The 20,536-nt window shown below is 61.2% G+C and carries 11 protein-coding genes; 8 read left to right on the top strand and 3 right to left on the bottom strand.

Annotated elements, in window-relative coordinates:
• Positions 1–94 precede the first annotated feature (94 nt).
• Entirely contained in the window at positions 95–1,747 is a 1,653-nt protein-coding gene (gene glgP / locus CDA63_RS08605; protein WP_088464047.1) for an alpha-glucan family phosphorylase, read from the bottom strand.
• A gap of 370 nt (positions 1,748–2,117) precedes the next feature.
• On the opposite strand from glgP, the gene CDA63_RS08610 reads away from it, so the two are divergent.
• From CDA63_RS08610 to CDA63_RS20390, 5 genes are all read left to right on the top strand, one after another.
• Positions 2,118–3,563 (top strand): hydrolase, encoded by a 1,446-nt coding sequence (locus tag CDA63_RS08610; RefSeq protein ID WP_088464048.1) that lies wholly within the window; start codon positions 2,118–2,120, stop codon positions 3,561–3,563.
• 303 nt (positions 3,564–3,866) lie between these two features.
• The gene (locus tag CDA63_RS08615; protein ID WP_088464049.1) at positions 3,867–5,777 is read left to right on the top strand and encodes an alpha-amylase family glycosyl hydrolase; all 1,911 of its coding nucleotides are present in this window, start codon (positions 3,867–3,869) and stop codon (positions 5,775–5,777) included.
• A 29-nt stretch (positions 5,778–5,806) separates the two neighbouring features.
• A complete protein-coding gene (locus tag CDA63_RS08620; protein ID WP_088464050.1) occupies positions 5,807–7,666 on the top strand; it encodes an alpha-amylase family glycosyl hydrolase in 1,860 nt (619 codons plus the stop codon).
• A gap of 205 nt (positions 7,667–7,871) precedes the next feature.
• Positions 7,872–9,284, top strand: coding sequence for an MFS transporter (locus CDA63_RS08625; protein WP_199797515.1), 1,413 nt, complete (start codon positions 7,872–7,874; stop codon positions 9,282–9,284).
• 144 nt (positions 9,285–9,428) lie between these two features.
• Entirely contained in the window at positions 9,429–10,238 is an 810-nt protein-coding gene (locus CDA63_RS20390) for a hypothetical protein (RefSeq protein WP_126546787.1), read from the top strand.
• A 143-nt stretch (positions 10,239–10,381) separates the two neighbouring features.
• Here CDA63_RS20390 and CDA63_RS08635 read toward each other — a convergent pair whose 3' ends face one another.
• Positions 10,382–10,777: a hypothetical protein gene (locus CDA63_RS08635; RefSeq protein ID WP_088464052.1), complete on the bottom strand. Its 396-nt coding sequence runs from the start codon at positions 10,775–10,777 to the stop codon at positions 10,382–10,384.
• Positions 10,778–10,984: 207 nt separating this feature from the next.
• Positions 10,985–12,706 (bottom strand): M28 family metallopeptidase, encoded by a 1,722-nt coding sequence (locus CDA63_RS08640; protein WP_088464053.1) that lies wholly within the window; start codon positions 12,704–12,706, stop codon positions 10,985–10,987.
• 316 nt (positions 12,707–13,022) lie between these two features.
• Between CDA63_RS08640 and CDA63_RS08645 the strand changes: the two genes are divergently transcribed.
• The 3 genes from CDA63_RS08645 to CDA63_RS08655 all read left to right on the top strand — a co-directional run bounded on the left by CDA63_RS08645 (position 13,023) and on the right by CDA63_RS08655 (position 20,516).
• A complete protein-coding gene (locus CDA63_RS08645; RefSeq protein ID WP_088464054.1) occupies positions 13,023–16,037 on the top strand; it encodes a M16 family metallopeptidase in 3,015 nt (1,004 codons plus the stop codon).
• 349 nt (positions 16,038–16,386) lie between these two features.
• Positions 16,387–16,914 carry a DUF6252 family protein gene (locus CDA63_RS08650; RefSeq protein WP_088464055.1) on the top strand — a complete coding sequence of 176 codons (528 nt, stop codon included), beginning with the start codon at positions 16,387–16,389 and terminating at the stop codon, positions 16,912–16,914.
• A 164-nt stretch (positions 16,915–17,078) separates the two neighbouring features.
• Positions 17,079–20,516, top strand: coding sequence for a DUF4175 family protein (locus CDA63_RS08655; protein ID WP_088464056.1), 3,438 nt, complete (start codon positions 17,079–17,081; stop codon positions 20,514–20,516).
• The last annotated feature ends 20 nt before the right edge of the window (positions 20,517–20,536 follow it).

The raw sequence follows: 20,536 nt of genomic DNA on the forward strand, positions 1-20,536 counted from the left end.
CGGCAGGAGCGTCGTCCGGACGACGCTCCTGCCGGGAACCGGGGCGGGCTGCTTTGCGGGGATTATTGCCTCGGGCAATTCCGCCGCTATTTGCCTACTTCGCGTCGTACATCCGCTGGTAGTATTCGGTGGCCATGCGGCCCGACTCGAATTCGGGCTCTACGTCGCGCATGGCGGCTTTGCGGATGGCCAGGAACTTGGCAGGTTCGTCGTAGTAGAGTGGGATGATCTGGTTTTCGAGGGCGTCGAGCACGCCGGTGGCTTCGAAATCGTCCTTCACGTGGTCGGCCTCATCGAGGTCGGCCAGGGGCAACAAGAAGCTGTTTTCGCCGTCGCGGGCAAATTCGGGAATCCAGCCGTCGGGGATGCTCAGGCTGATGCTGCCGTTCATGGCGGCCGTCATGCCGCTGGTGCCCGAGGCTTCGCGGGGGAAGCGCGGGGTGTTCAGCCAGAGGTCGGAGCCCTTTTTCATAGCCGCCGACAAAGCCAGCTCGTAGCCCGTGAGCACGGCGCAGGTATTGAAGTTTTTGATTTGTTCGATGAGGCTGTTGAACACCCCGATGGCGCCGTAATCCTTGGGGTAGGGCTTGCCGGCCCAGATAACCTGCAGGGGCCGGCCGGTGTCGGTCACGAGCTGCTGAAACCGCTCGAAGTGGCGCAGAATCAGGTCGGCGCGCTTGTAGCCAGCGAAGCGGCGGGCCCACACCAGCGTCAGGGCGTCGGGGTCGAGCAGGGTGCCGGTCTGGTCGGCCACGATGTCGAAGAGCTGCTTTTTGAGCTCCCGCTTGCGGGCCACCAGGGCCTTATCGTCGTTGGCTTCGAGGGCGTCGTGCAAGGGCTTATCGCGCCAGTAGGTGCCGTTTTGCGAGTTCGTGATGGCGATAATGGGGCTGATGCCCTCGTTGCCGCCCCACATATCGTTGGCCACCTTGCCGTGCACTTTGGATACGCCGTTGCTGATGCGGGCGAAGCGCAGGGCCGTGAGCGTGTAATTGACCCGCTCGTTTTCCACGATGCCCAACCCGCGCACCTGCTCCAGGCTGAGCTGGCCGAAGAACGACATCTTGTAGAGTAAATCCAGCGGGTGCTCCTCGTTGCCGGCCAGCTCGGGCGTGTGGGTGGTAAACACAAGATGCTCGCGTACTTTGTCCTGGTCGCGGCCGAACTTCTCGTAGAGGTAGAACGCCAGCGGCAGGCCGTGCCCTTCGTTGAGGTGGTATACCTCGGTGGTGCGGCCCAGCAGGTCGAGCAGCTTGCCGCCGCCCACGCCCAGCAGAATACTCTGGGCCACGCGGGCGGCCGTATCGGCTTCGTAGAGGTGGTGGGAAATGGTGCGCGAGAGGTAGTCGTTCTCCGGAATATCGGTAGTCAGGAAGAACATGGGGGCCGTCCCGAACGTGTCGGGAGCCAGGTAGAGGGCGCGCACCAGCACCTGGGCGTTGTGGATGGTGATGGGGAAGGTCAGGCCGGTATCCTGCAGGAAGCTATAGTGCTTCTGGCGGAAGTCGGCCCGCATGGTCTGGTCCTCGTTGCGGCCCTGGTCGTAGTAGCCGAAGCTCCACAGGATGCTGATGCCGATGACGTTCTGCTTGAGCTCGTACACGGAGCGCATGTGGGAGCCGGCCAGAAAGCCCAGGCCGCCGGAGTAGGTTTTCAGGGCCTGATCGAGGGCAAACTCCATGGAGAAGTAGGCGGCGGGGGTGGCAAACTCGGGGGCGGGGGTGTACGGGGTGAATTCGAAGGCCATAAGGCAGGGGTAGCAGCGGATGGTAAGGGAAAAGCCGGACGCGGCCCGGCAGTACCGGGGCCGATGGAAACCCAAAAAAAGAACAAAAGAATCGGCCGGCCTTAGTCAGCTTCCCAAAGAGGCCCGAAATGCTAATCAACCACCGATAAAAGGCAAACAAGCATCATTTTTAGAAGGGAGTAGCTTACACGTTCCCACTCAAAGATAAACGACTTCCGAGTTGGCCAACGGCTTCATGCCAGAATTATACACACTTGATTTAGTAACAATTAGGTAATATCGTTGGCCCCCCTAGCCCTGCATTCCCGCGTACTTTTGGGGCCTGGTATAGCATCGTTCTTTTTCTTCCCAACCACACACTTTTCCTCCTATGCGCTACCCCCTGCGCTGGCTCGCGGCTTCGCTGCTGAGCTTCTCCTTTCTGTCCTGCGCCAACCAGGAAAATACCCCGGCCCCAGTGGCAGCCGTTGTTTCCTCGGCCGACGTAACCAGTGCCGGTTTCCCGGAAACCTTCGAAACGGGCAGCAAAGGCTCCTACTCGGTGGGCTCGGTTACGCTGGGCTCGGGTTCCTGGACCTTCAACGACGCCCTACTGGGCAGCACCACCTCCGACCGCAAAACCGGCAGCCAGTCGGCCCGGGTGCGCAACACCGGCTCCCTGAGCACCAACTTCAACCTAACCACCGGCGCGGGCGTTGTAACCGTGCAGCACGCCAAATACGGCACCGATGCCACGTCGCAGTGGGAACTGTGGGCCAGCCAGAACGGCGGCACGTTCGCCAAGAAAGGCGCCACCATCACCACCAGCAGCACCACGCTGAGCACGGCCTCCATCACCGTGAACCTGACCGGCACCGTGCGCCTGCAGATCCGCAAAACCTCGGGTGGCAGCAGCCGCATCAACTTCGATAACGTGACGGTGGAGCAGTACGGCTCCGGCGGCGGCACCACCCCGCCCCCAGCCACGGGCAGCAAGAAATTCCTCTTCGATGCCTCGCACGGCGAGCTGGCCGGCAATGCCGACTGGGTACTGGACGTGGACGCCGGCCTGACGGCCCGCTTCCCCACCCCGGCCGCTTCGGGCATCACGGCCAGCACGCCGGAAACCTACTGGACGGGCGCGGTTTCGGCCTGGGGCGTGTCGCTGGTGAAACTGGGCCACTCGGTGGAGCAGCTGCCAGCCGGCACGGCTATCAGCTACGGCAACGCCGGCAACCCCCAGGACCTGAGCAACTACAGCGTGTTCGTGGTCGATGAGCCTAACATCGTGTTCAGCACGGCCGAGAAAACGGCCATCATGCAGTTTGTGCAGAACGGCGGCGGCCTGTTCATGATTTCGGACCACATCATTTCCGACCGTAACAACGACGGCTGGGACTCGCCCCAGATCTGGAACGACCTGATGAGCAACAACTCGGTGAAAGTGAATCCGTTCGGCTTCAGCATCAACTCCGACAACGTGGTGGAAAACAGCACCAACGCCCTGGTAAGCGCCAGCAACCCCATCATGAACGGTTCGCAGGGCCTGGTGTCGCAGCTGTCCTTCCACAACGGCGCTACCATGACGCTCAACCCCACGGCCAACAGCACGGTGCAGGGCCTGATCTGGCGCTCCACCGCCAGCCAGGGCAACAGCCTAGCCATGGCCGCCAGCAGCACCTTCGGCACGGGCCGGGTGGTTATCGTCGGCGACTCTTCGCCCGCCGACGACGGTACCGGTTCGCCCGGCAACACCGTCTACGATGGCTGGAACGAGAACGTAAGCCACGCCCGCCTGCACCTCAACGCCTCGCTCTGGCTGGCCAAGCTCCAGTAGCGGATTACGTACCCAAGCTTGCATAAACAAGCCCCGTTGCCTGAGTCAGGCGGCGGGGCTTTTTCGTGGGCTGCTGTGGCACGCGCTTTCGTCCGTAGCCCGATTGACAGGCCGTTTGCACGATGGGCTGCGGACGAAAGTCCGTGCCCCATTGGCCGGGTAGCGGGCCGGCCGCGTCTCTGTGGCCGCAAGGCAGCACGCAAAACTCGTCAATACATCATCATTATAAAGGCCTGCGGGAGTAGCGCAAGCGGCCGGATGGGCCGTATCTTGTCCACCCTGTTCATCTTCCCACCTTGCTTTATGCTGACTTTCAGACTCCGGCTGCTGCTGGCCGGTGCGTGCCTGGCCGCTATGCCGGCGGCGGCCCGGCCCGCCGCCCCGACCCCAACTATTACCGCCCCGACCATTACGGCGGTGACCCCTGCGACTAAAACTGCCCCCATTGCCCGCATCGACCCCACGTTTTGGTGGGTGGGCATGAAGAACCCCAAGCTGCAGCTGCTGGTGCACGGCCCCGGCATTGCCACCGCCGTCGCCGAATTGCGCGCCTATGCGGGCGTAACCCTCGACGGGGTACAGAAGCTCGAAAGCCCGAACTACCTGCTGCTCAACCTCACTATCAGCCCCACGGCCAAGCCCGGCAAGCTGCAGCTGGAGTTTAAAGGAGCCAAAAAGTTCAGCTATGCCTATGAGCTGAAGGAGCGCACCACACCCGGCGATAAAAGCAAGGTGCAGGGCCTCAGCCAGCAGGATCTCATCTACTTCCTGATGCCGGACCGCTTTTCGAACGGCGACTCGAAAAACGACTACCTGGCCACTATGCGCGCCCCAAAAGTGGCCCGCGACTCCATGTACAGCCGTCATGGCGGCGACCTGAAAGGCATCGAGAACCACTTCGACTACTTCAAGCAGTTGGGCGTAACGGCCCTCTGGATGACGCCGGTGGTGGAAAACAACATGCCCAAGGCCAGCTACCACGGCTACGCCCTCACCGATTACTACAACACCGACCGCCGCTACGGCACCACCGAGGAGTACAAGCAGTTCGTAGACCACGCCCACCAGAACGGGCTGAAAGTGGTCCACGACGTGGTGCTCAACCACATGGGCTCGGGCAACTACCTGTTCCTCGACCAGCCCGCCGCCGACTGGTTCAACCAGTGGCCCCGCTTCACGCGCAGCAATTACAACGCCTCGGCCCTCAACGACCCCTACGGCTCGGAGCTGGACCGCAAACTGTATAACCAGGGCTGGTTCGATACGACCATGCCCGACGTGAACCAGCGTAACCCGCTGGTGGCTACCTACCTGATCCAGAACTTTTTGTGGTGGGTGGAGTACACCGGCCTCGACGCCTACCGCATCGACACCTACCCCTACTCCGACCCCAACTTCCTGATGCAGTGGGGCCAGGCGCTGAACGACGAATTCCCGAACCTGTTTAAGTTTGGCGAGGCCTGGGTGGGCAGCACGGCCCAGCAGGCGTTCTTCGCCCGCAACATCTTCCAACCCGTCGATGGCTTCAAGTCGAACCTCGAATCGGTGTTCGACTTCCAGTCGACGTTTGCCCTCTATGATGCCCTAAAGGGCGAGCAGCCCAACCTGAATAAGCTCTACGAGGCTGTGCAGGGCGACTGGATGTACGAGGACGCCTCGCGCAACGTCACGTTTCTCGACAACCACGACATGAGCCGGTTCTACTCGGTGATTGGGGAGGACTTCGCCAAGTACAAAATGGGCTTGGCCTGGCTGCTGACCATGCGCGGCATCCCGCAGCTTTATTACGGCACCGAGGTGCTGATGAAGAACTTCTCCAACCCCGACGGCCTGGTGCGCGCCGACTTCCCCGGCGGTTTTTCGGGTGATGCGCTGAACTACTTCAAGGCCCGCCCCGGCCAGCCCGGCGAGGCGTTTGAGTACGTGCGCAAGCTGGCCAACTACCGGAAAGACCACGCCTTTTTGCACAGCGGCAAGCTTATGCAGTTCATCCCGCAGGACAACGTGTACACCTACTTCCGCTACTCGCCGACGGGCACCGTTATGGTGATGCTCAATGGCAACAAAGAGCCGAAAACCGTGGACGGCACCCGGTTTGCCGAGCGCACTGGCGACTTCAGTTCGGGCATGGAAGTAACCACTGGGGCCGCGCTGGCCGATTTGAAGTCCTTCACCATTCCTGGGAAAACAGCCTGGGTGGTGGAATTGCGCTAGATTGGTTGCTGGTTGTTTGCTGAACCCCTATGAAATACCTCTCCCTGGCCGCCCTGCTGGCCCTCACCGGTTGCGCCGCGAACCAGCCCACCGCTACCGCGCCGCCTGCCACCGTGCCGCCCTCCACCGCGCCGCTTACCAAACCCATGACCACCATCGATAACAACACCACCGACGAGCAGCCCCAGGACCACAAGCTGGTGATTTACCAGTTGATGACCCGCCTGTTCGGCAACAAAACCGCCCTGAATAAGCCCTACGGCACCATCCAGGAAAACGGTTCGGGTAAGTTCAACGACATCACCGACCAGGCCCTGCTGGCCATTAAAAAGATGGGCGCGAGCCACGTCTGGTTCACCGGTGTGCTCGAACACGCCACCATGACCGACTACACCAAGTACGGCATGCCCCTCGACGATGCCGACGTGGTGAAGGGGCGCGCCGGCTCGCCCTACGCCATCAAGGATTACTACGACGTGGCCCCCGACCTGGCCGTGGACGTGAAGAACCGCATGCAGGAGTTCGAAGCGTTGGTAAAACGCACTCACGCCCACGACCTCAAGGTCATCATCGACTTCATTCCCAACCACGTGGCCCGCACGTATAAGTCGGATGCGCGGCCGGCGGGCGTGGTAGATCTGGGCGAGCAGGACGATAAAACCCAGGCCTTCAAGCCGTCCAACAACTTCTATTACCTGCCCGGCCAGCGCTTCGTGGTGCCGGCCGACTACAACCCGCTGGGTGCGCTCAAGGGCCCCGGCGAGGACGGCAAGTTCAACGAAAACCCCGCCAAGGCCACCGGCAACGACGTATTTTCGGCCACGCCCAGCGTCAACGACTGGTTTGAAACCATCAAGCTCAACTACGGCGTCGATTACCAGAACGGCCGCCAGTCCCACTTCGAGCCCATCCCGGATACGTGGACCAAAATGCGCGACATCCTCGTGTTCTGGGCCAAAAAGGACGTGGACGGCTTCCGCTGCGACATGGCCGAGATGGTGCCCGTCGAGTTCTGGGCCTGGGTGATTCCGGAGCTCAAGAAGGTGAAGCCCGACCTCGTGTTCATCGGCGAAGCCTACGACGCCAAAACCTACCAGATGTACATCGAGCGGGGCCACTTCGACTACCTCTACGATAAGGTGGGCCTCTACGACGGCCTGCGCCGCCTGATGCGCAACGAGGGCACCACCCAGGACATTACCCGCGTCTGGAGCCAGGAGAGCCGGGGTTTCTCGGGCCACATGCTGCGCTTCCTGGAAAACCACGACGAGCAGCGCATCGCCAGCCCCGACTTTGCCGGCAACGCCCGCGCCGCTATTCCGGCCATGACGGTTTCGGCCACCCTGGGCACCGGCCCGGTCATGCTCTATTTCGGACAGGACGTGGGCGAGCCGGCCCAGGCCTCGGAGGGCTTCTCGGGCGAGGACGGCCGCACTACTATTTTTGACTACTGGGGCGTGCCCCAACACCAGAAATGGATGAACGGCGGCAAGTTCGACGGCGGCCGCCTCAGCCCCGAACAGCGGCAGCTCCACGACTTCTACGCCCGCCTGCTGACCCTCACGAGCCAGCGCGAGGCCATTCGCCGGGGCCGTTTCTACGAGCTCCAAGACACCTACAACCTCGACCCGCAGTACCACCAGGACCGCGTGTACAGCTACCTGCGCTACACCGATACCGAGCGCCTGCTTATCGTAGTCAACTTCAGCCCCGACCAGACCTACCGCCCCAACCTGCAACTCCCTGAAAAGGTGCTGGAGCGCCTCGGCCTGGCCGGCAACCAGCTCTACACCTACACCGAACTGCTCAGCCAGGCACCAGCCACCAGCAACCTCACCGTCACGCTGGCCCCGCAAAGCGCGTACATTTTCGAGATAAAAGCGAAGTAAAATGAGGAAAGAACAGTGTCATGCTGAGCGCAGCGGAGCGAAGTCGAAGCATCTCTACCGCTTCGTTGCAGCCGACAGCGTTACCATTGCGGTAGAGATGCTTCGACTTCGCTCCGCTGCGCTCAGCATGACAGCGTTCTGATTCTTCTGCCGCCTGCTGAAACGCCCTTAAATCAAGCCTTTAACTCCCCCAAATTCCCCCATTATGGCATCCAGTGTAGCGGCCGCTCCCACCGGCACCCGCGAAAAACCCCGTTTGAGTTTCTGGCAGATCTGGAACATGAGCTTCGGCTTTTTGGGCATCCAGTTCGGTTTTGCGTTGCAGAACGCCAACGTGAGCCGCATTTTTGAAACCCTGGGCGGCACCGAAATAGCTCTCTACTGGCTGGCCGCGCCCCTCACGGGCATGCTCGTGCAGCCGATTATCGGCTACATGTCGGACCGCACCTGGAGCCCGAAGTGGGGGCGGCGGCGGCCGTTTTTTCTGGTGGGGGCTATTCTGGCTTCGTTGGCGCTGCTGGTGATGCCCAACGTGACGGCCCTCTGGATGGCGGTGGGCATGCTCTGGATTATGGATTCGAGCATCAACATCAGCATGGAGCCGTTCCGGGCGCTGGTGGGCGACTTGCTGCCCTCGGAGCAGCGCACCACCGGCTTCGCGGCCCAGACGTTCTTTATCGGCGTGGGCGCCGTGGTGGCCTCGTCGCTGCCCTGGATGTTTACCAACTGGTTCGGCATCAGCAATACGGCCCCGGCCGGCCAGATTCCGCTGTCGGTGAAGTATGCCTTCTACATTGGCGGAGCCGTGTTCCTGGCGGCCGTGCTCTGGACGGTGTTCAACACCAAGGAGTACCCGCCCGAAAATCTGGAAGAGTTTGAGGAGGAGAAGCGCCGCACGGCCGGGTTCTGGAACGGTATCCGCGAGTCGTTCAGCGGCATTTTCAACATGCCCAAAACGATGCGGCAGCTGGCCATCGTGCAGTTTTTCAGCTGGTTGGCGCTGTTTTCGATGTGGATTTACACCACGCCCGCCGTCACGAGCCACATTTACCACACCACCGACACCACGTCCAAGCTCTACAACGAGGGCGCCGACTGGGTGGGCATCTGCTTCGCGGTCTACAACGGCGTATCGGCCATTGCGGCGCTGCTTCTGCCCCTTATTGCCCGTCGCACCAGCCGCCGCGTTACGCACCTGCTTTGCCTGGTAGCCGGCGGCCTGGGTTTGATTTCGATCTTCTTCATCCAAGACCCCAATATGCTGCTGCTCTCGATGGTGGGCGTGGGTATTGCCTGGGCGTCCATTCTGAGCGTACCCTACGCCATGCTGGCCGGCGCGCTGCCGGCCAATAAAATGGGCTACTACATGGGCGTATTCAACTTCTTCATCGTTATTCCGCAGGTGGTGGCGGGCCTGATTCTGGGTTTCTTCACTAAAACCGTATTCCACGGCGAAGCGGTGTACACGCTGGCCCTGGGCGGGGTTTCCATGATCATCGCCGGCTTGCTCACGCTGCGCGTCGATGATGCCGACGACATCCGCCTGCCTTCCGATGAGCCCGCCGTCCTGCAAGGCGGTGCTTATGACGCCCCCGTAGAAACTGATCCGCGCCTGTAAGGTCGCGACCTTACAGGTAGCAAAAAGCCGGTTTCCTGCGTGCAGGAAACCGGCTTTTTGCTTGTTAGATTTACTCGTTGAACTATCCTTAAATTCTTCTGGCCGGACAGATAATTTGCCCGGAAGAAGCGTCGTTTTCCACCTATGCGTCGATTCTATATTCTGCTATTCGTTATACTATCCTGGGCGGGCTCAGGGGAGGTTCTCGCCCAAAAAACGCTTTATCTGGATGCTCAGATAGGCGGGCAATATGCTTTCGCCGAAGGGGCACATCTGGGCCTTGGCAAACGCCCCTTCAAAGGGCATGATTTCCTGCTAGATTATTTTGTAGCACCCATGTTGCGCCTGCAATTCAATGAAAGCAACGGAATCTCCTTAGGATATTCGGGTGGTGGGCTAGGCTGGGGCTACAAACTTCAGGTTCCAAAATCGATAAGCCATAGCCCCTACGGAGGTGTTTATGCCGGTAAAGCAGTAAGCGTTTATCTGGATCGGATTCCGGTGTTATTCAATCACACCATCACCCGGTTCGATTTCAAGGAGATTAATACCGATCAGGATTTGTATCTGCTTTCCGTGAAGATTGATATGTTCGCCGGCGGCGGCGTGAATTACGTGCGGGGTTTTTGTGAAACCTGCAACTTGAGTGGTGGTTTTATTTCTCCTCAGGACACCGTTATTTTTCGCCAGCAACCCACTATTGTGCGCCATTGGGGGGGCTACGTTACCGCGGGCGCAATTGCCCGGGTGTACCGCCTGGGCAAGGAGAAATTCAACGTAACGCTGTTTCTCAACCAGGGCCTTACCACCATGATGGAAGTGCCGGTGCAGTACACCTACAACAGCGGACGGGGCTCAATCAAAATGCGCGTTCGAGGATCCGGCGTAGGGCTGTTAGCCGCCGTCCCCATCCGCCTGAAAACGTTTGATAAACCCCTGCCACCGAGTCAATAACTGCGCTCCTTTATTCCCGCTTGTTGGGGTAACTGGGCCGCTATTCGTTAAACCCCTTTAACTGAAACAGGCCCGCTGACTTTGCGCAAAGTCGGCGGGCCTGTTCAAATTAAGAAGAGGGCTACGGTTGAAGCGGGGGCAGCTCAGCTTTGGAGCCACTGGCAGGCGGGGGTTTCCTCCACGAACACCTTTATTTCGGTGCCGTTGTTGCCGGCTTTATCGTATTCGGCCAGCCGGGGCACCAGAATGCCGGCGTGGTAGGGCGTGGTGAAATAGGCAATGCGGCGGGTGCTGTTCGGCACGGCCGCCTGAAACGCGCGCCGGAAGTCCTCCAGAATCCAGACCAGATCGGGGGCGTCGGCCAGGCCCCGGCTGCGCAAATCGATCAGCCAGCAGCCGGCCTGCTGGGGGCGGGCAAGCTCCAGGGCCGCCTGGTAGCCGGCCTGGTGCTCGGCCGAGGTGGCCGGGCGGGTCCAGCGCATGAATAGCACCCGCAGATCGGGGCGGTAGGAGAGGCGAACGTAATCCGAATCGGACATCAACTGGGCAATGTAAAAGCAAGCGTACTACGGCAGAGACTGGGAAAAGACAGGCCACAAAGCCAGAAAAAAGGTGGCCTGAGTCGTCGGTCAGACAACCCAGGCCACCTTTTTGTTTGATTCCGCCGCCGGCCGGCGTTCGGGCCGAAGACACCCCGCCGGCCGGCCACCGTAGCTCAACCGTAACCAGTTCCCTTATTGGCCCGCCTAGCCACGCCGGCTCTGGTCGCGCACAGCCCGGAACTCGGAGCTAGCTTTCCAGTTGGGGAAGGTACTTTCGTTGGCCAGCTTGCGGCCGATTTCGAACAGCAGACGCGCGTCCTGCTCCATGCCGCGCAGGTCCCAGGCGGGGTTGTACTCGTCGGAGGGCTGGTGGTAGTGCTTGGCCTCGAACTCCTCGTGCTGCCGGCTGATGTAGTCCTTGCCCTTGGCCCGACTGTCGGCGGCCCCGCTGGCATAAAGCGAGGGTACGCCCACCTTGGCGAAGCTAAAGTGGTCGGAGCGGTAGTAGTAGCCCTTTTCGGCCTGCTGGTCGGGCAAAATGTAACGGTTCTGCTCCTTAGCGGCGGCGCGGGCGTAGTCGTCGAGGTCCGACTGGCCGTAGCCGACGACGGTGACATCGCGCATGGGCCCGTCGGCCCCGAGGTCGTCCATGTTCAGGTCGGCCACGGTGTTGCGGAGCGGGAATACGGGGTGGGCGGCGTAGTAGGCCGAGCCCAGCAGGCCCTGCTCTTCGCCCGTTACAGCCAGAAACACCACGCTGCGGGCCGGCCGCTGGGGCAGGCGCGTGAAGGCGCGGGCAATGGCCAGCAACCCGGCGCAGCCACTGGCGTTGTCGAGGGCCCCGTTGTAAATCGAGTCGCCGTTCACAACGGGCCCAATGCCCAGGTGGTCCCAGTGGGCCGAATACATGACGTACTCGTTGGCGCGGGCGTCGCCGGGCAGCAGGGCCACCACGTTTTTGGAGGTGCGGCGGCGCAGCGTGTTTTCGATGCGGGTGCTGGCCGTCAGGCCCAGCGGCACGGCCTTGAAGCCGCGCTTGCCGGCGGCGGCGTAGAGCTGGTCGTAGTTCTGGCCGGCGGCCTGGAAGATTTTCTTGGCCGCGTCCAGGGTCAGCCAGCCTTCCACTGCCGCCTTACTGGCGCCCTTATCGGCCGTCTGGGGGCGCAGCTTGGCCCCGGAGTAGCTCGTCTGCACCACCGACCAGGGGTAGGCGGCCGGCTTGGTGTCGTGGATGATGAGCAGGCCGGCCGCGCCCTGGCGGGCCGCTTCCTCGTACTTGTACATCCAGCGGCCGTAGTAGGTCATGGCCCGGCCCTTGAACAGGGTCGAGTCGGAGCTGGCGTAGCCGGGGTCGTTTACCAGCACCACCACCGTTTTACCCTTCACGTCGAGGCCGGCGTAGTCGTTCCACTGGTACTCGGGGGCCACCACGCCGTAGCCGGCAAATACCAGTTCGGAGCTTTTAAGCTCCACCGACGGCACTTCCCGCTCGGTGAAAGCCATGAAATCGGTTTTGAAGTCGAGCTTCAGGTTCAAGCCCTTGCCCGTGATGGTGAGCGGCTGGGTGGGCTGGCCGGTGATTTCGACCAAGGGCACTTCCTGGAAAAAGGAGCCTTTATTGCCCGGTTTTAGGCCCAGCTTGCGAAACTCCTCGGCCAGGTAGGTGGTAGCCTTTTCCTCGCCCACTGTGAACGGCTTGCGGCCCTGAAACTCATCGGAGGACAGCACCTTGATGCGCTGGCCGATATCGGCGGCCGTGATGCCATCGGGCGGCGAGACGATGGCCGTATCGGTGGGCGCGGCGGCGGTTTCGGCGGGCGCGGTGGCAGTGGCTGTTTCGGAGCCGGAGTTGCTCTGGCAGCCGCTGAGCAGCCCGAGCAGCAGCAACGGCGCGGCCAGCAGGGCAGGGGAGGAGAGTAGGCGCATAGATAGGGAGTTGGGTACAGCCCTCAAGGTGCTGATTTTTGGGCAGAATCGGCTCGTTCTGGCATAGCGCCTCACCCCCCGGCCCCCTCTCCGAAAAAGGAGAGGGGGAGCCACGGTGGCTATACCCGCAGGCAAACCGAGCTTTCCAGGTCGTTGAACGCACCCCCTCTCCTTTTTCGGAGAGGGGGCCGGGGGGTGAGGCGCTATGCCAGAACGACTTCACCGATTCCTCCCATGCAGCCCAGCGCTAGCGCATTTGTCCTTCCTTTAGTACCTTCCCACCCCATTCTACTCATTTATCCACCTTCCCCATCCGATGACGCGTAACCACTTGCTGCTGTTGGGCCTTGGCGCCTCCCTGTCGCTCCAGCCGGCCCTGGCCCAGAAAAAAACGATGCCCGCCAAAACGTCCGCCACGATGGTAGGCGGGGCCCGGCTGGTAGAGAAAGTGACCAAGAAGCCCGGCGAGCTGGTTATTCCTTATGAGAAGTACGTGCTGCCCAACGGCCTGACCGTGGTGGTTAGCGAGGACCACTCCGACCCGCTGGTGCACGTCGACGTGACTTACCACGTGGGTTCGGCCCGCGAGCAGATCGGCAAGTCGGGCTTTGCCCACTTCTTCGAGCACATGATGTTCCAGGGCTCCGACAACGTGGGCGACGAGCAGCACTTCAAGCTGGTATCGGCGGCCGGCGGCACGCTCAACGGCTCCACCAACCGCGACCGGACCAACTACTACGAAACCGTACCCAGCAACCAGCTCGAAACCGCGCTCTGGCTCGAAGCCGACCGCATGGGCTTTTTGCTCGATGCTGTAACCCAGAAAAAGTTTGAGGTGCAGCGCTCGACGGTGAAAAACGAGCGGGGCCAGAACTACGACAACCGCCCCTACGGCCTGGCTTCCGAGAATGTCTCGAAGACACTCTACCCTTACGGCCACCCGTATAGCTGGCTCACCATCGGCTACCTCGAAGACTTGGACCGCTCCAACGTTGACGACCTGAAGAACTTCTTCATGCGCTGGTACGGCCCCAACAACGCTACCCTCACCGTGGGCGGCGATGTGAAGGCCCAGGACGTGGTGCGCTTGGCCGAGAAGTACTTCGGCTCGATTCAGAAAGGCCCCGCCGTGCCCGCCCAGAAGCTGCCCGCCCCAGTGCTGACCCAGGACCGCTACGTGAGCTACCAGGACAACGTGCGCTTCCCGATGCTGCAGGTGGTGTTCCCGACCGTGCCCAACGGCCACCCCGACGAGTACGCCCTCGATGCGCTGGCTGAAATAATTGGCCAGGGCAAGAACTCGCTGCTCTATAAGAACCTCATCAAGCCCCAGCAGGCCCTGCAGGCCCAGGCCTACAACTCCACCTCGGAGCTGGCCGGCGAGTTTACGATGGTGGCGCTGCCCTTCCCCGGTAAGGCCCTCGCCGACCTCGAAAAGGAGGTGCGCGCCACGTTGGCCGAGTTCGAAAAAACCGGCGCTACCGCCGAGCAGGTAGCCCGCTTTAAGTCGAGCACCGAGGCCCAGATGGTGAACCGCCTGGCCAGCGTGAGCGGCAAGGTAAGCCAGCTGGCCGCCAACCAAACCTATTTCGGCACCCCCAATCGCCTGCCCCTGGAGTTGAAGGCGCTGCGGGCCGTGACGGTGGCCGACGTGAACCGCGTCTACAACCAGTACCTCAAGGGCAAGCACGCCGTAGTGCTGAGCGTGGTGCCGAAAACCGGGGCCGTCCCGCCCGTGCAGCCCGACAATTTCACGGCTTCCAAGGAGGGCTACAAAGCGCCCAACTACGGCTACGAGGGCCTCACCTACACCAAGGCCACCGACACCTTCGACCGCACCAAACAGCCCAAGTCCGGCACCGCTCCGCTGGTGCAGGTGCCCGAAGTGTGGCAGAGCAAGTTTGATAACGGCCTGCGCGTGATGGGCAACCGCAACGCCGAGATTCCGACCGTAACGGCCCTACTCACCATCCGCGGCGGCCACCGCTTGGAGCAGCTCAACCGCAACCAGGCCGGCATTGCCGCCCTCACGGCCGCGCTCATGAACGAGGGCACCGAGCAGTACACGTCGGAGCAGTTCAGCTCGGAGCTCGACAAGCTCGGCAGCACCATCCGGGTAGGAGCCGGCGACGACAACACGACCGTGTACGTACAGACGCTGACCAAGAACCTGCCCGCCACTATGAAGCTGCTGGAGCAGCGCCTGCTGCACCCGCGCTTCGACCAGGCCGACTTCGACCGCCTCAAAAAGCAGACCCTCGAAGGCATCGCCAACCAGGTAACCCAGCCGGTCGTTATCGCCAACAACACGTTCGATAAGCTGGTGTACAACCCGGCCGACATTATGAGCGTGCCGGCCAACGGCAGCACGGCCACCGTCACGAGCATCACCCTCGACGACGTGAAGAAATTCTACCAGAGCTACTACGCGCCCAACGTGAGCTACCTCGTGGCCACCGGCGACGTGGACCAAGCCACGCTCACCAACCAGCTCGGCTTCCTCAAAGGCTGGCAGCAGAAGCAGATCAGTCTGCCGGCCGGCGAAATGGCCACCCAGCCCGACAAAACGCGCATCTACTTCGTGAACAAGGACGGGGCCGCGCAGTCGGAAATCCGGGTGGGCTACCTCTCGCCCCTCACCTACGATGCCACCGGCGACTACTACCGCGCCTACCTGAGCAACTACCTGCTGGGCGGGGCCTTCAATTCGCGCATCAACCTGAACCTGCGCGAAGACAAGGGTTACACCTACGGGGCGCGCTCGGGCTTCCAGGGCTCCCGCTACGCCGGCCCCTACACGGCCCAGGCCGGCGTGCGGGCCGACGCCACAGCGGCTTCGGTGAAGGAGTTCATGTCGGAAATCACGAACTACCGCAACGGCATCTCCGATGACGAGCTGCAGTTTTTGCAGGCCTCGGTGGGCCAGAGCGACGCGCTCAAGTATGAAACCGGTCAGCAGAAGGCCTTTTTCCTGAGCCGCCTGCTCGAATACGACCTGCCCCTCGACTACGTGAAGCAGCAGAGTGACTTGCTTAAAGCCCTCAAGAAAGAGGACGTGCAGGCCAGCGCCCAGAAGTACCTGCCCGCCGACAAAATGTACATCGTAGTGGTCGGCGACCGGGCCAAGGTGTTCCCCGACATCAACAGCCTGGGTTACGAAGTGGTAGAGCTCGATACCGACGGCAACCGCGTGGCGGCCGCGGCTACATCCATGCCCTCGCCTACCAACGTCATGCCTTCGCCCGACACCGAGAAGGTGAAGGTGGTAACCAAGGACGCCAAAGGCAACAAGGAGAAGCGCAAGTCCAAGCGCGACAAGGACAAGGACTAACCGTTCTTCGCTACTGATTGAAACGGCCCGGTTCGCAAAGTGCGGGTCGGGCCGTTTGATTGTATTTTACCCCGCCCTTTCCGCCCTACCGGCTGCGGCGCTTCGATGGCTGCTTGCGCGGCGACGAGGTGCATCTGGAGCTGAGTAAATTGAGTGAATGAAGTTTTCATGAATATATAGCCAGCCTATTGCTTTCGGTTACGCAACCCGCTAACTTACCGCTACTTAACCCGCCCTCCCTTACTACTCCATACCTAGCTCCTGCTGTTGCCCTGGCCCTTGTTGGCCGGCTGCGGCGTGGGCTTTTTTGTTGCCCTGATTTTTCGTTCACCACTTTCTTCCTTCTCCTATGAAACACGCGACCCTGCTGCTGGCGGCCTTGTTGGGCCTGAGCCAGTGCCGCAAGAAAGACCCTGACCCGCTCAGCCAGCTCCCGCCCGCCACCCAAACCGGGGCCAACACCTTCGGCTGCCTGCTCAATGGGCAGGCCTGGACACCCCAGGGCAATAGTGGTACGTCTAATTACAGCGTAGCCTATTGTTGCACGGCCGATGGAGGAGTGCTGGACATTGCCGTTTACCGTATCAACAGCGCAACGCAAGACTATCAACATATCATATTGTTTTCCAGACAATTAAATAAGACAGGTGCATACAATTTTACTAATACAAACCAAACCAGTGCTAGTATTAATGACAGAAAAAATGGCTGCTATTTAGACAGTCAAGATGTTGGAGTATTTCACAAGGGGCAGTTGGTCATCACTCGTTTTGATTTACAGGCTGGCATCATCGCCGGTACATTTGATTTTGTTCTGGCAAAACCAGGCTGCGATACTGTTAGAGTAACAAAAGGACGCTTCGATAAGAAGCTGTAAGTAATGCCGTTTTTTCTTTCAATCCCAGGCTGCGCACAATAGGCCGGGCCGTTAGCGGTCAACTGCGTTGAAGGAACCACTTCCCCCAGTTCTGTTGTAGCCTTAACACCGCCCGCCGGGCCGAAATTTGTATCTTTCCCAGGCCCGAAACGGGTGGCGAACCTATGGTAGTGGAGCAAGACCCCGCGACGACCCGGGCTTTGGACGATGTGCTGGCCCGCCTCGATGCTTTTAAGCGCAAGTTTTATCTGAGCCTGCTGGTGCGCGGGGCCCTGGTGGCCGGCGGCCTGCTGCTGAGCCTGTTCCTGGTGTTCAACCTGCTCGAATACTTCCTGTATCTGCCCACCTGGGTGCGGGCCGGGTTGCTGTTCGGGTTCGTGGGGGGCATGGTCTACGCCTTCGTGCGCTGGATCTGGCAGCCGCTGGCGGCCCTCACGCATTTGCGCCGGATGCTCAGCGACGAGCAGGCCGCCCGCCGGGTGGGCGAGCTGTTCCCCGACGTGCAGGACAAGCTGCTGAACGCCCTCCAGCTGCGCGGGCAGGCTCAGGAAAACGCCCTGTTGGCCGCCAGCCTGGAGCAACGGGCCGGGCAGCTGCGGGGCGTCGAGTTTTCGCAGGGTATTGATATCCAGCGCCAAACCAAGCCGCTGTGGAAGTATGTGGCCGTGCCCGCCGCCGTGGTGGCCGTGTTGCTGCTGGCTTACCCGGCCTTCTTCGTGCAGGGCACCGGCCGGATTCTCAATTACAACCAAAAGTACAGCCCGCCCGCGCCGTTCCGGTTCGTGGTCGAGAACAAGGACCTCACGGCTTTCAAGGGCGAGGATTTCAGCCTGAACGTGACGGTGGAGGGCGACGTGCTGCCCAACGAAATCAGCATTCAGTACGAGGGCAAGGAGCGCCGCCTGACCCGCGAAACCGGCAACCACTTTCGCTACGACTTCCGCCAGTTGCGCAGCAATGTGGCCTTCCAGCTCGAAGCAGCCGGGTTTTCATCCGCTGAATATGCCCTGAAGGTGAAGCAGCGGCCCAACCTGCGCGACTTTGCCGTGCGGGCCGTGTACCCGGCCTACCTGGGCCGGGCGGCCGAAACCATCCGCAACACCGGCAACCTCACCGTGCCCGAGGGCACGGCCCTCAGCTGGGAGTTCCAGACCGAGGCCACCGACCAACTCCAGCTCCAATTCCGCGACCCCGCCGAAACCGTGGCCGCCACGCCCGACGAGTCCGCCGCCGGCCAGTTCCGGGTGCGCCGCCGCGCCACCCGCTCCCAGAACTACGCGGTGCGCCTGCGCAATGCCGTGAGCCCCAATCGCGACCCGATTGAATATCAGCTGACGGTAATTGCGGATGCCGCGCCCGAAGTAACCCTCGAAAGCTTTCAGGACACTACCGCCCGCCAGTTTCTGGCCCTGGGCGGCAACCTGCGCGACGACTACGGCTTCTCGCGCCTCCAGCTGCACTACCGCGTCCTCAGCAAGGCCCGGCCCAACGCTGCCTACCAGAGCCGGGCGCTGCCCCTGGGTGCGGGCCCCAGCCAGAGCTACGCCTACCAATGGGACGTGCGTAAGCTGAACCTGCTGCCCGGCGACCGACTCGAGTATTTCGTGCAGGTCTGGGACAACGATGGCGTGAATGGGGCCAAGCCGGCCCGCAGCCGCACCGCCGAGTTCCGGCTGCCCTCGCGCACCGAGCAGCGCCAGCAGCTGGCCTCCCAGACCCAGGCCATGCAGAGCCAGATTAGCCAGGCAGCCAAGGAATCGAAGAAGCTGGAGCGCGAGCTGGCCAAGGCCGAAGACAAACTCAAGGTGAAGCGCGACCTCAACTTCCAGGACCGCAAGCAGCTCAAGGACATGCTCGACGAGAAGCAGCAGATGGACCAGGCCCTGGCCGACCTCAAGCGCCAGTTCGAGCAATTGCAGGAGCAGCAGAACCAGCTCGACCCGCAGAAGAACGAGGAGCTGGCCGAGAAGGCCAAGGAGCTGCAAAAGCTGATGGACGACCTGCTCGACCCCGAAACCAAGAAGCTCTACGAGGAGCTGCGCAAGCTGCTGGAGCAGCAGCAGGACCAGACCCAGCCCGAGATGCAGAAGCTGCTGCAACAGCTCGAAAACAAGGAAAACACCTTACAAAAGGAGTTGGAGCGGGCCCTCGAAATGTTCAAGCAGCTCCAGTTCGAGCAGAAGCAGGACCAGGCCCTCGAAAAGCTTCAGGAGCTGGCCCAGGAGCAGCAGAAGCTAGCCGAGCAAACCGAGAAGAACGACAAGCAGAACCCCGATAATAAGCTCAGCAACGACCAGCAGAAGGCTAAAAACGAGGAGCTAAAAAAGCAGCAGGCCGAAGAGCAACAGAAGTTCGAGGAGGTGAAGGAAGACCTCAAGGACTTAAAGGAAATGGACAAGCAGCTTGACGACCAGAACGGGGCCGACGAGATGAAGCAGGACCAGCAGCAGGTTGACGAGCAGCAGCAGGACAGCCAGCAGCAGCTGGGCAAAAACCAGAACAAGAAGGCCAGCCAAAGCCAAAGCCAGGCCGCCCAGAAGATGCAGCAGATGGCCCAGAAGATGCAGCAGCAGATGGAGCAGGAAGAGTCGGACGAGCAGCAGCAGAACATCGACGACCTGCGCGACATCCTCGAAAACCTGCTCAAGCTCAGCTTCGATGAGGAAAACCTGATGCAGCAGTTCCGGCAGGTCGACCAGAGCGACCCGCGCTTCGTGCAGCTCGGCCAGACCCAGCGCAAGCTCAAAGACGACGCCCGGGTGGTGCAGGATTCGTTGTATGCGCTGGCCAACCGCGTGTTCCAAATCAAGAGCTTCGTGACCCGGGAGGTGGGCGAAATGAACGGCCGCATGGACGAGGCCCTGGAACAGATAAAACAGCGCGACGTGAGCCGGGCCACCAGCTCGCAGCAGCAGGCCATGACCAGCATGAACAACCTGGCCCTGATGCTCAACGATGCCCTCCAGCAGATGCAGCAGCAGCAGCGCGAAGGCCAGCAGCAGCAACAAATGCAGGGCGGCGGCAAACCGGGCCGCAAGAAGAAAAAGGGCAGCTCGGCCGGCGAGGGCCAGATGGGCCGCATGCAGCAGCAGCTCAACCAGCAGATTCAGCAGCTCCAGCAGAGCGGCAAAACCGGCCGCGCCTTATCGGAGGAACTGGCCAAGCTGGCCGGCCAGCAGCAGATGCTGCGCCAGGCCATGCAGGAGTTGGAGCGGATGCAGCAAAAAACCGGCAGCGGCAAACCCGGTTCTAACAAGGACGGCCAGGGCCAGGATGGGGCCGGTGGCCTCGGCGACATCAAAAAAATGATGGAACAAACCGAAACCGACCTCGTAAACAAGCGGCTGACGGAGCAGACTGTTATGCGGCAGCGCCAAATCCTTACCCGTTTGCTGGAGGCTGAGAAATCGGCCCGGGAGCGGGACCAGGATGACAAGCGCGAAGCGCAGACGGCCCAGCAGCGTCCGGCGGTTTTTCCACCGGCATTTCAGCAGTACAAACGCCAGCAAAACCGCCAGACGGAGCTACTACGTACGGTACCTCCGGCCCTCACCCCGTACTACCAACGCGAGGTGAGCGAATATTTCCAGAAAATCAAATAGCATTACGCTAATTTTACCCC

The sequence above is a fragment of the Hymenobacter amundsenii genome, assembly GCF_002204745.1.
Taxonomy (GTDB): domain Bacteria; phylum Bacteroidota; class Bacteroidia; order Cytophagales; family Hymenobacteraceae; genus Hymenobacter; species Hymenobacter amundsenii.

Excerpts from the sequence above, each read along its gene's own strand:
- CDA63_RS20390 (WP_126546787.1), top strand. The coding sequence starts at position 9,429 with ATGCGTCGATTCTATATTCTGCTATTCGTTATACTATCCTGGGCGGGC.
- CDA63_RS08645 (WP_088464054.1), top strand. The coding sequence starts at position 13,023 with ATGACGCGTAACCACTTGCTGCTGTTGGGCCTTGGCGCCTCCCTGTCG.
- CDA63_RS08625 (WP_199797515.1), top strand. The coding sequence starts at position 7,872 with ATGGCATCCAGTGTAGCGGCCGCTCCCACCGGCACCCGCGAAAAACCC.
- CDA63_RS08640 (WP_088464053.1), bottom strand. The coding sequence starts at position 12,706 with ATGCGCCTACTCTCCTCCCCTGCCCTGCTGGCCGCGCCGTTGCTGCTG.
- glgP (WP_088464047.1), bottom strand. The coding sequence starts at position 1,747 with ATGGCCTTCGAATTCACCCCGTACACCCCCGCCCCCGAGTTTGCCACC.
- CDA63_RS08610 (WP_088464048.1), top strand. The coding sequence starts at position 2,118 with ATGCGCTACCCCCTGCGCTGGCTCGCGGCTTCGCTGCTGAGCTTCTCC.
- CDA63_RS08620 (WP_088464050.1), top strand. The coding sequence starts at position 5,807 with ATGAAATACCTCTCCCTGGCCGCCCTGCTGGCCCTCACCGGTTGCGCC.
- CDA63_RS08615 (WP_088464049.1), top strand. The coding sequence starts at position 3,867 with ATGCTGACTTTCAGACTCCGGCTGCTGCTGGCCGGTGCGTGCCTGGCC.
- CDA63_RS08650 (WP_088464055.1), top strand. The coding sequence starts at position 16,387 with ATGAAACACGCGACCCTGCTGCTGGCGGCCTTGTTGGGCCTGAGCCAG.
- CDA63_RS08635 (WP_088464052.1), bottom strand. The coding sequence starts at position 10,777 with ATGTCCGATTCGGATTACGTTCGCCTCTCCTACCGCCCCGATCTGCGG.
- CDA63_RS08655 (WP_088464056.1), top strand. The coding sequence starts at position 17,079 with ATGGTAGTGGAGCAAGACCCCGCGACGACCCGGGCTTTGGACGATGTG.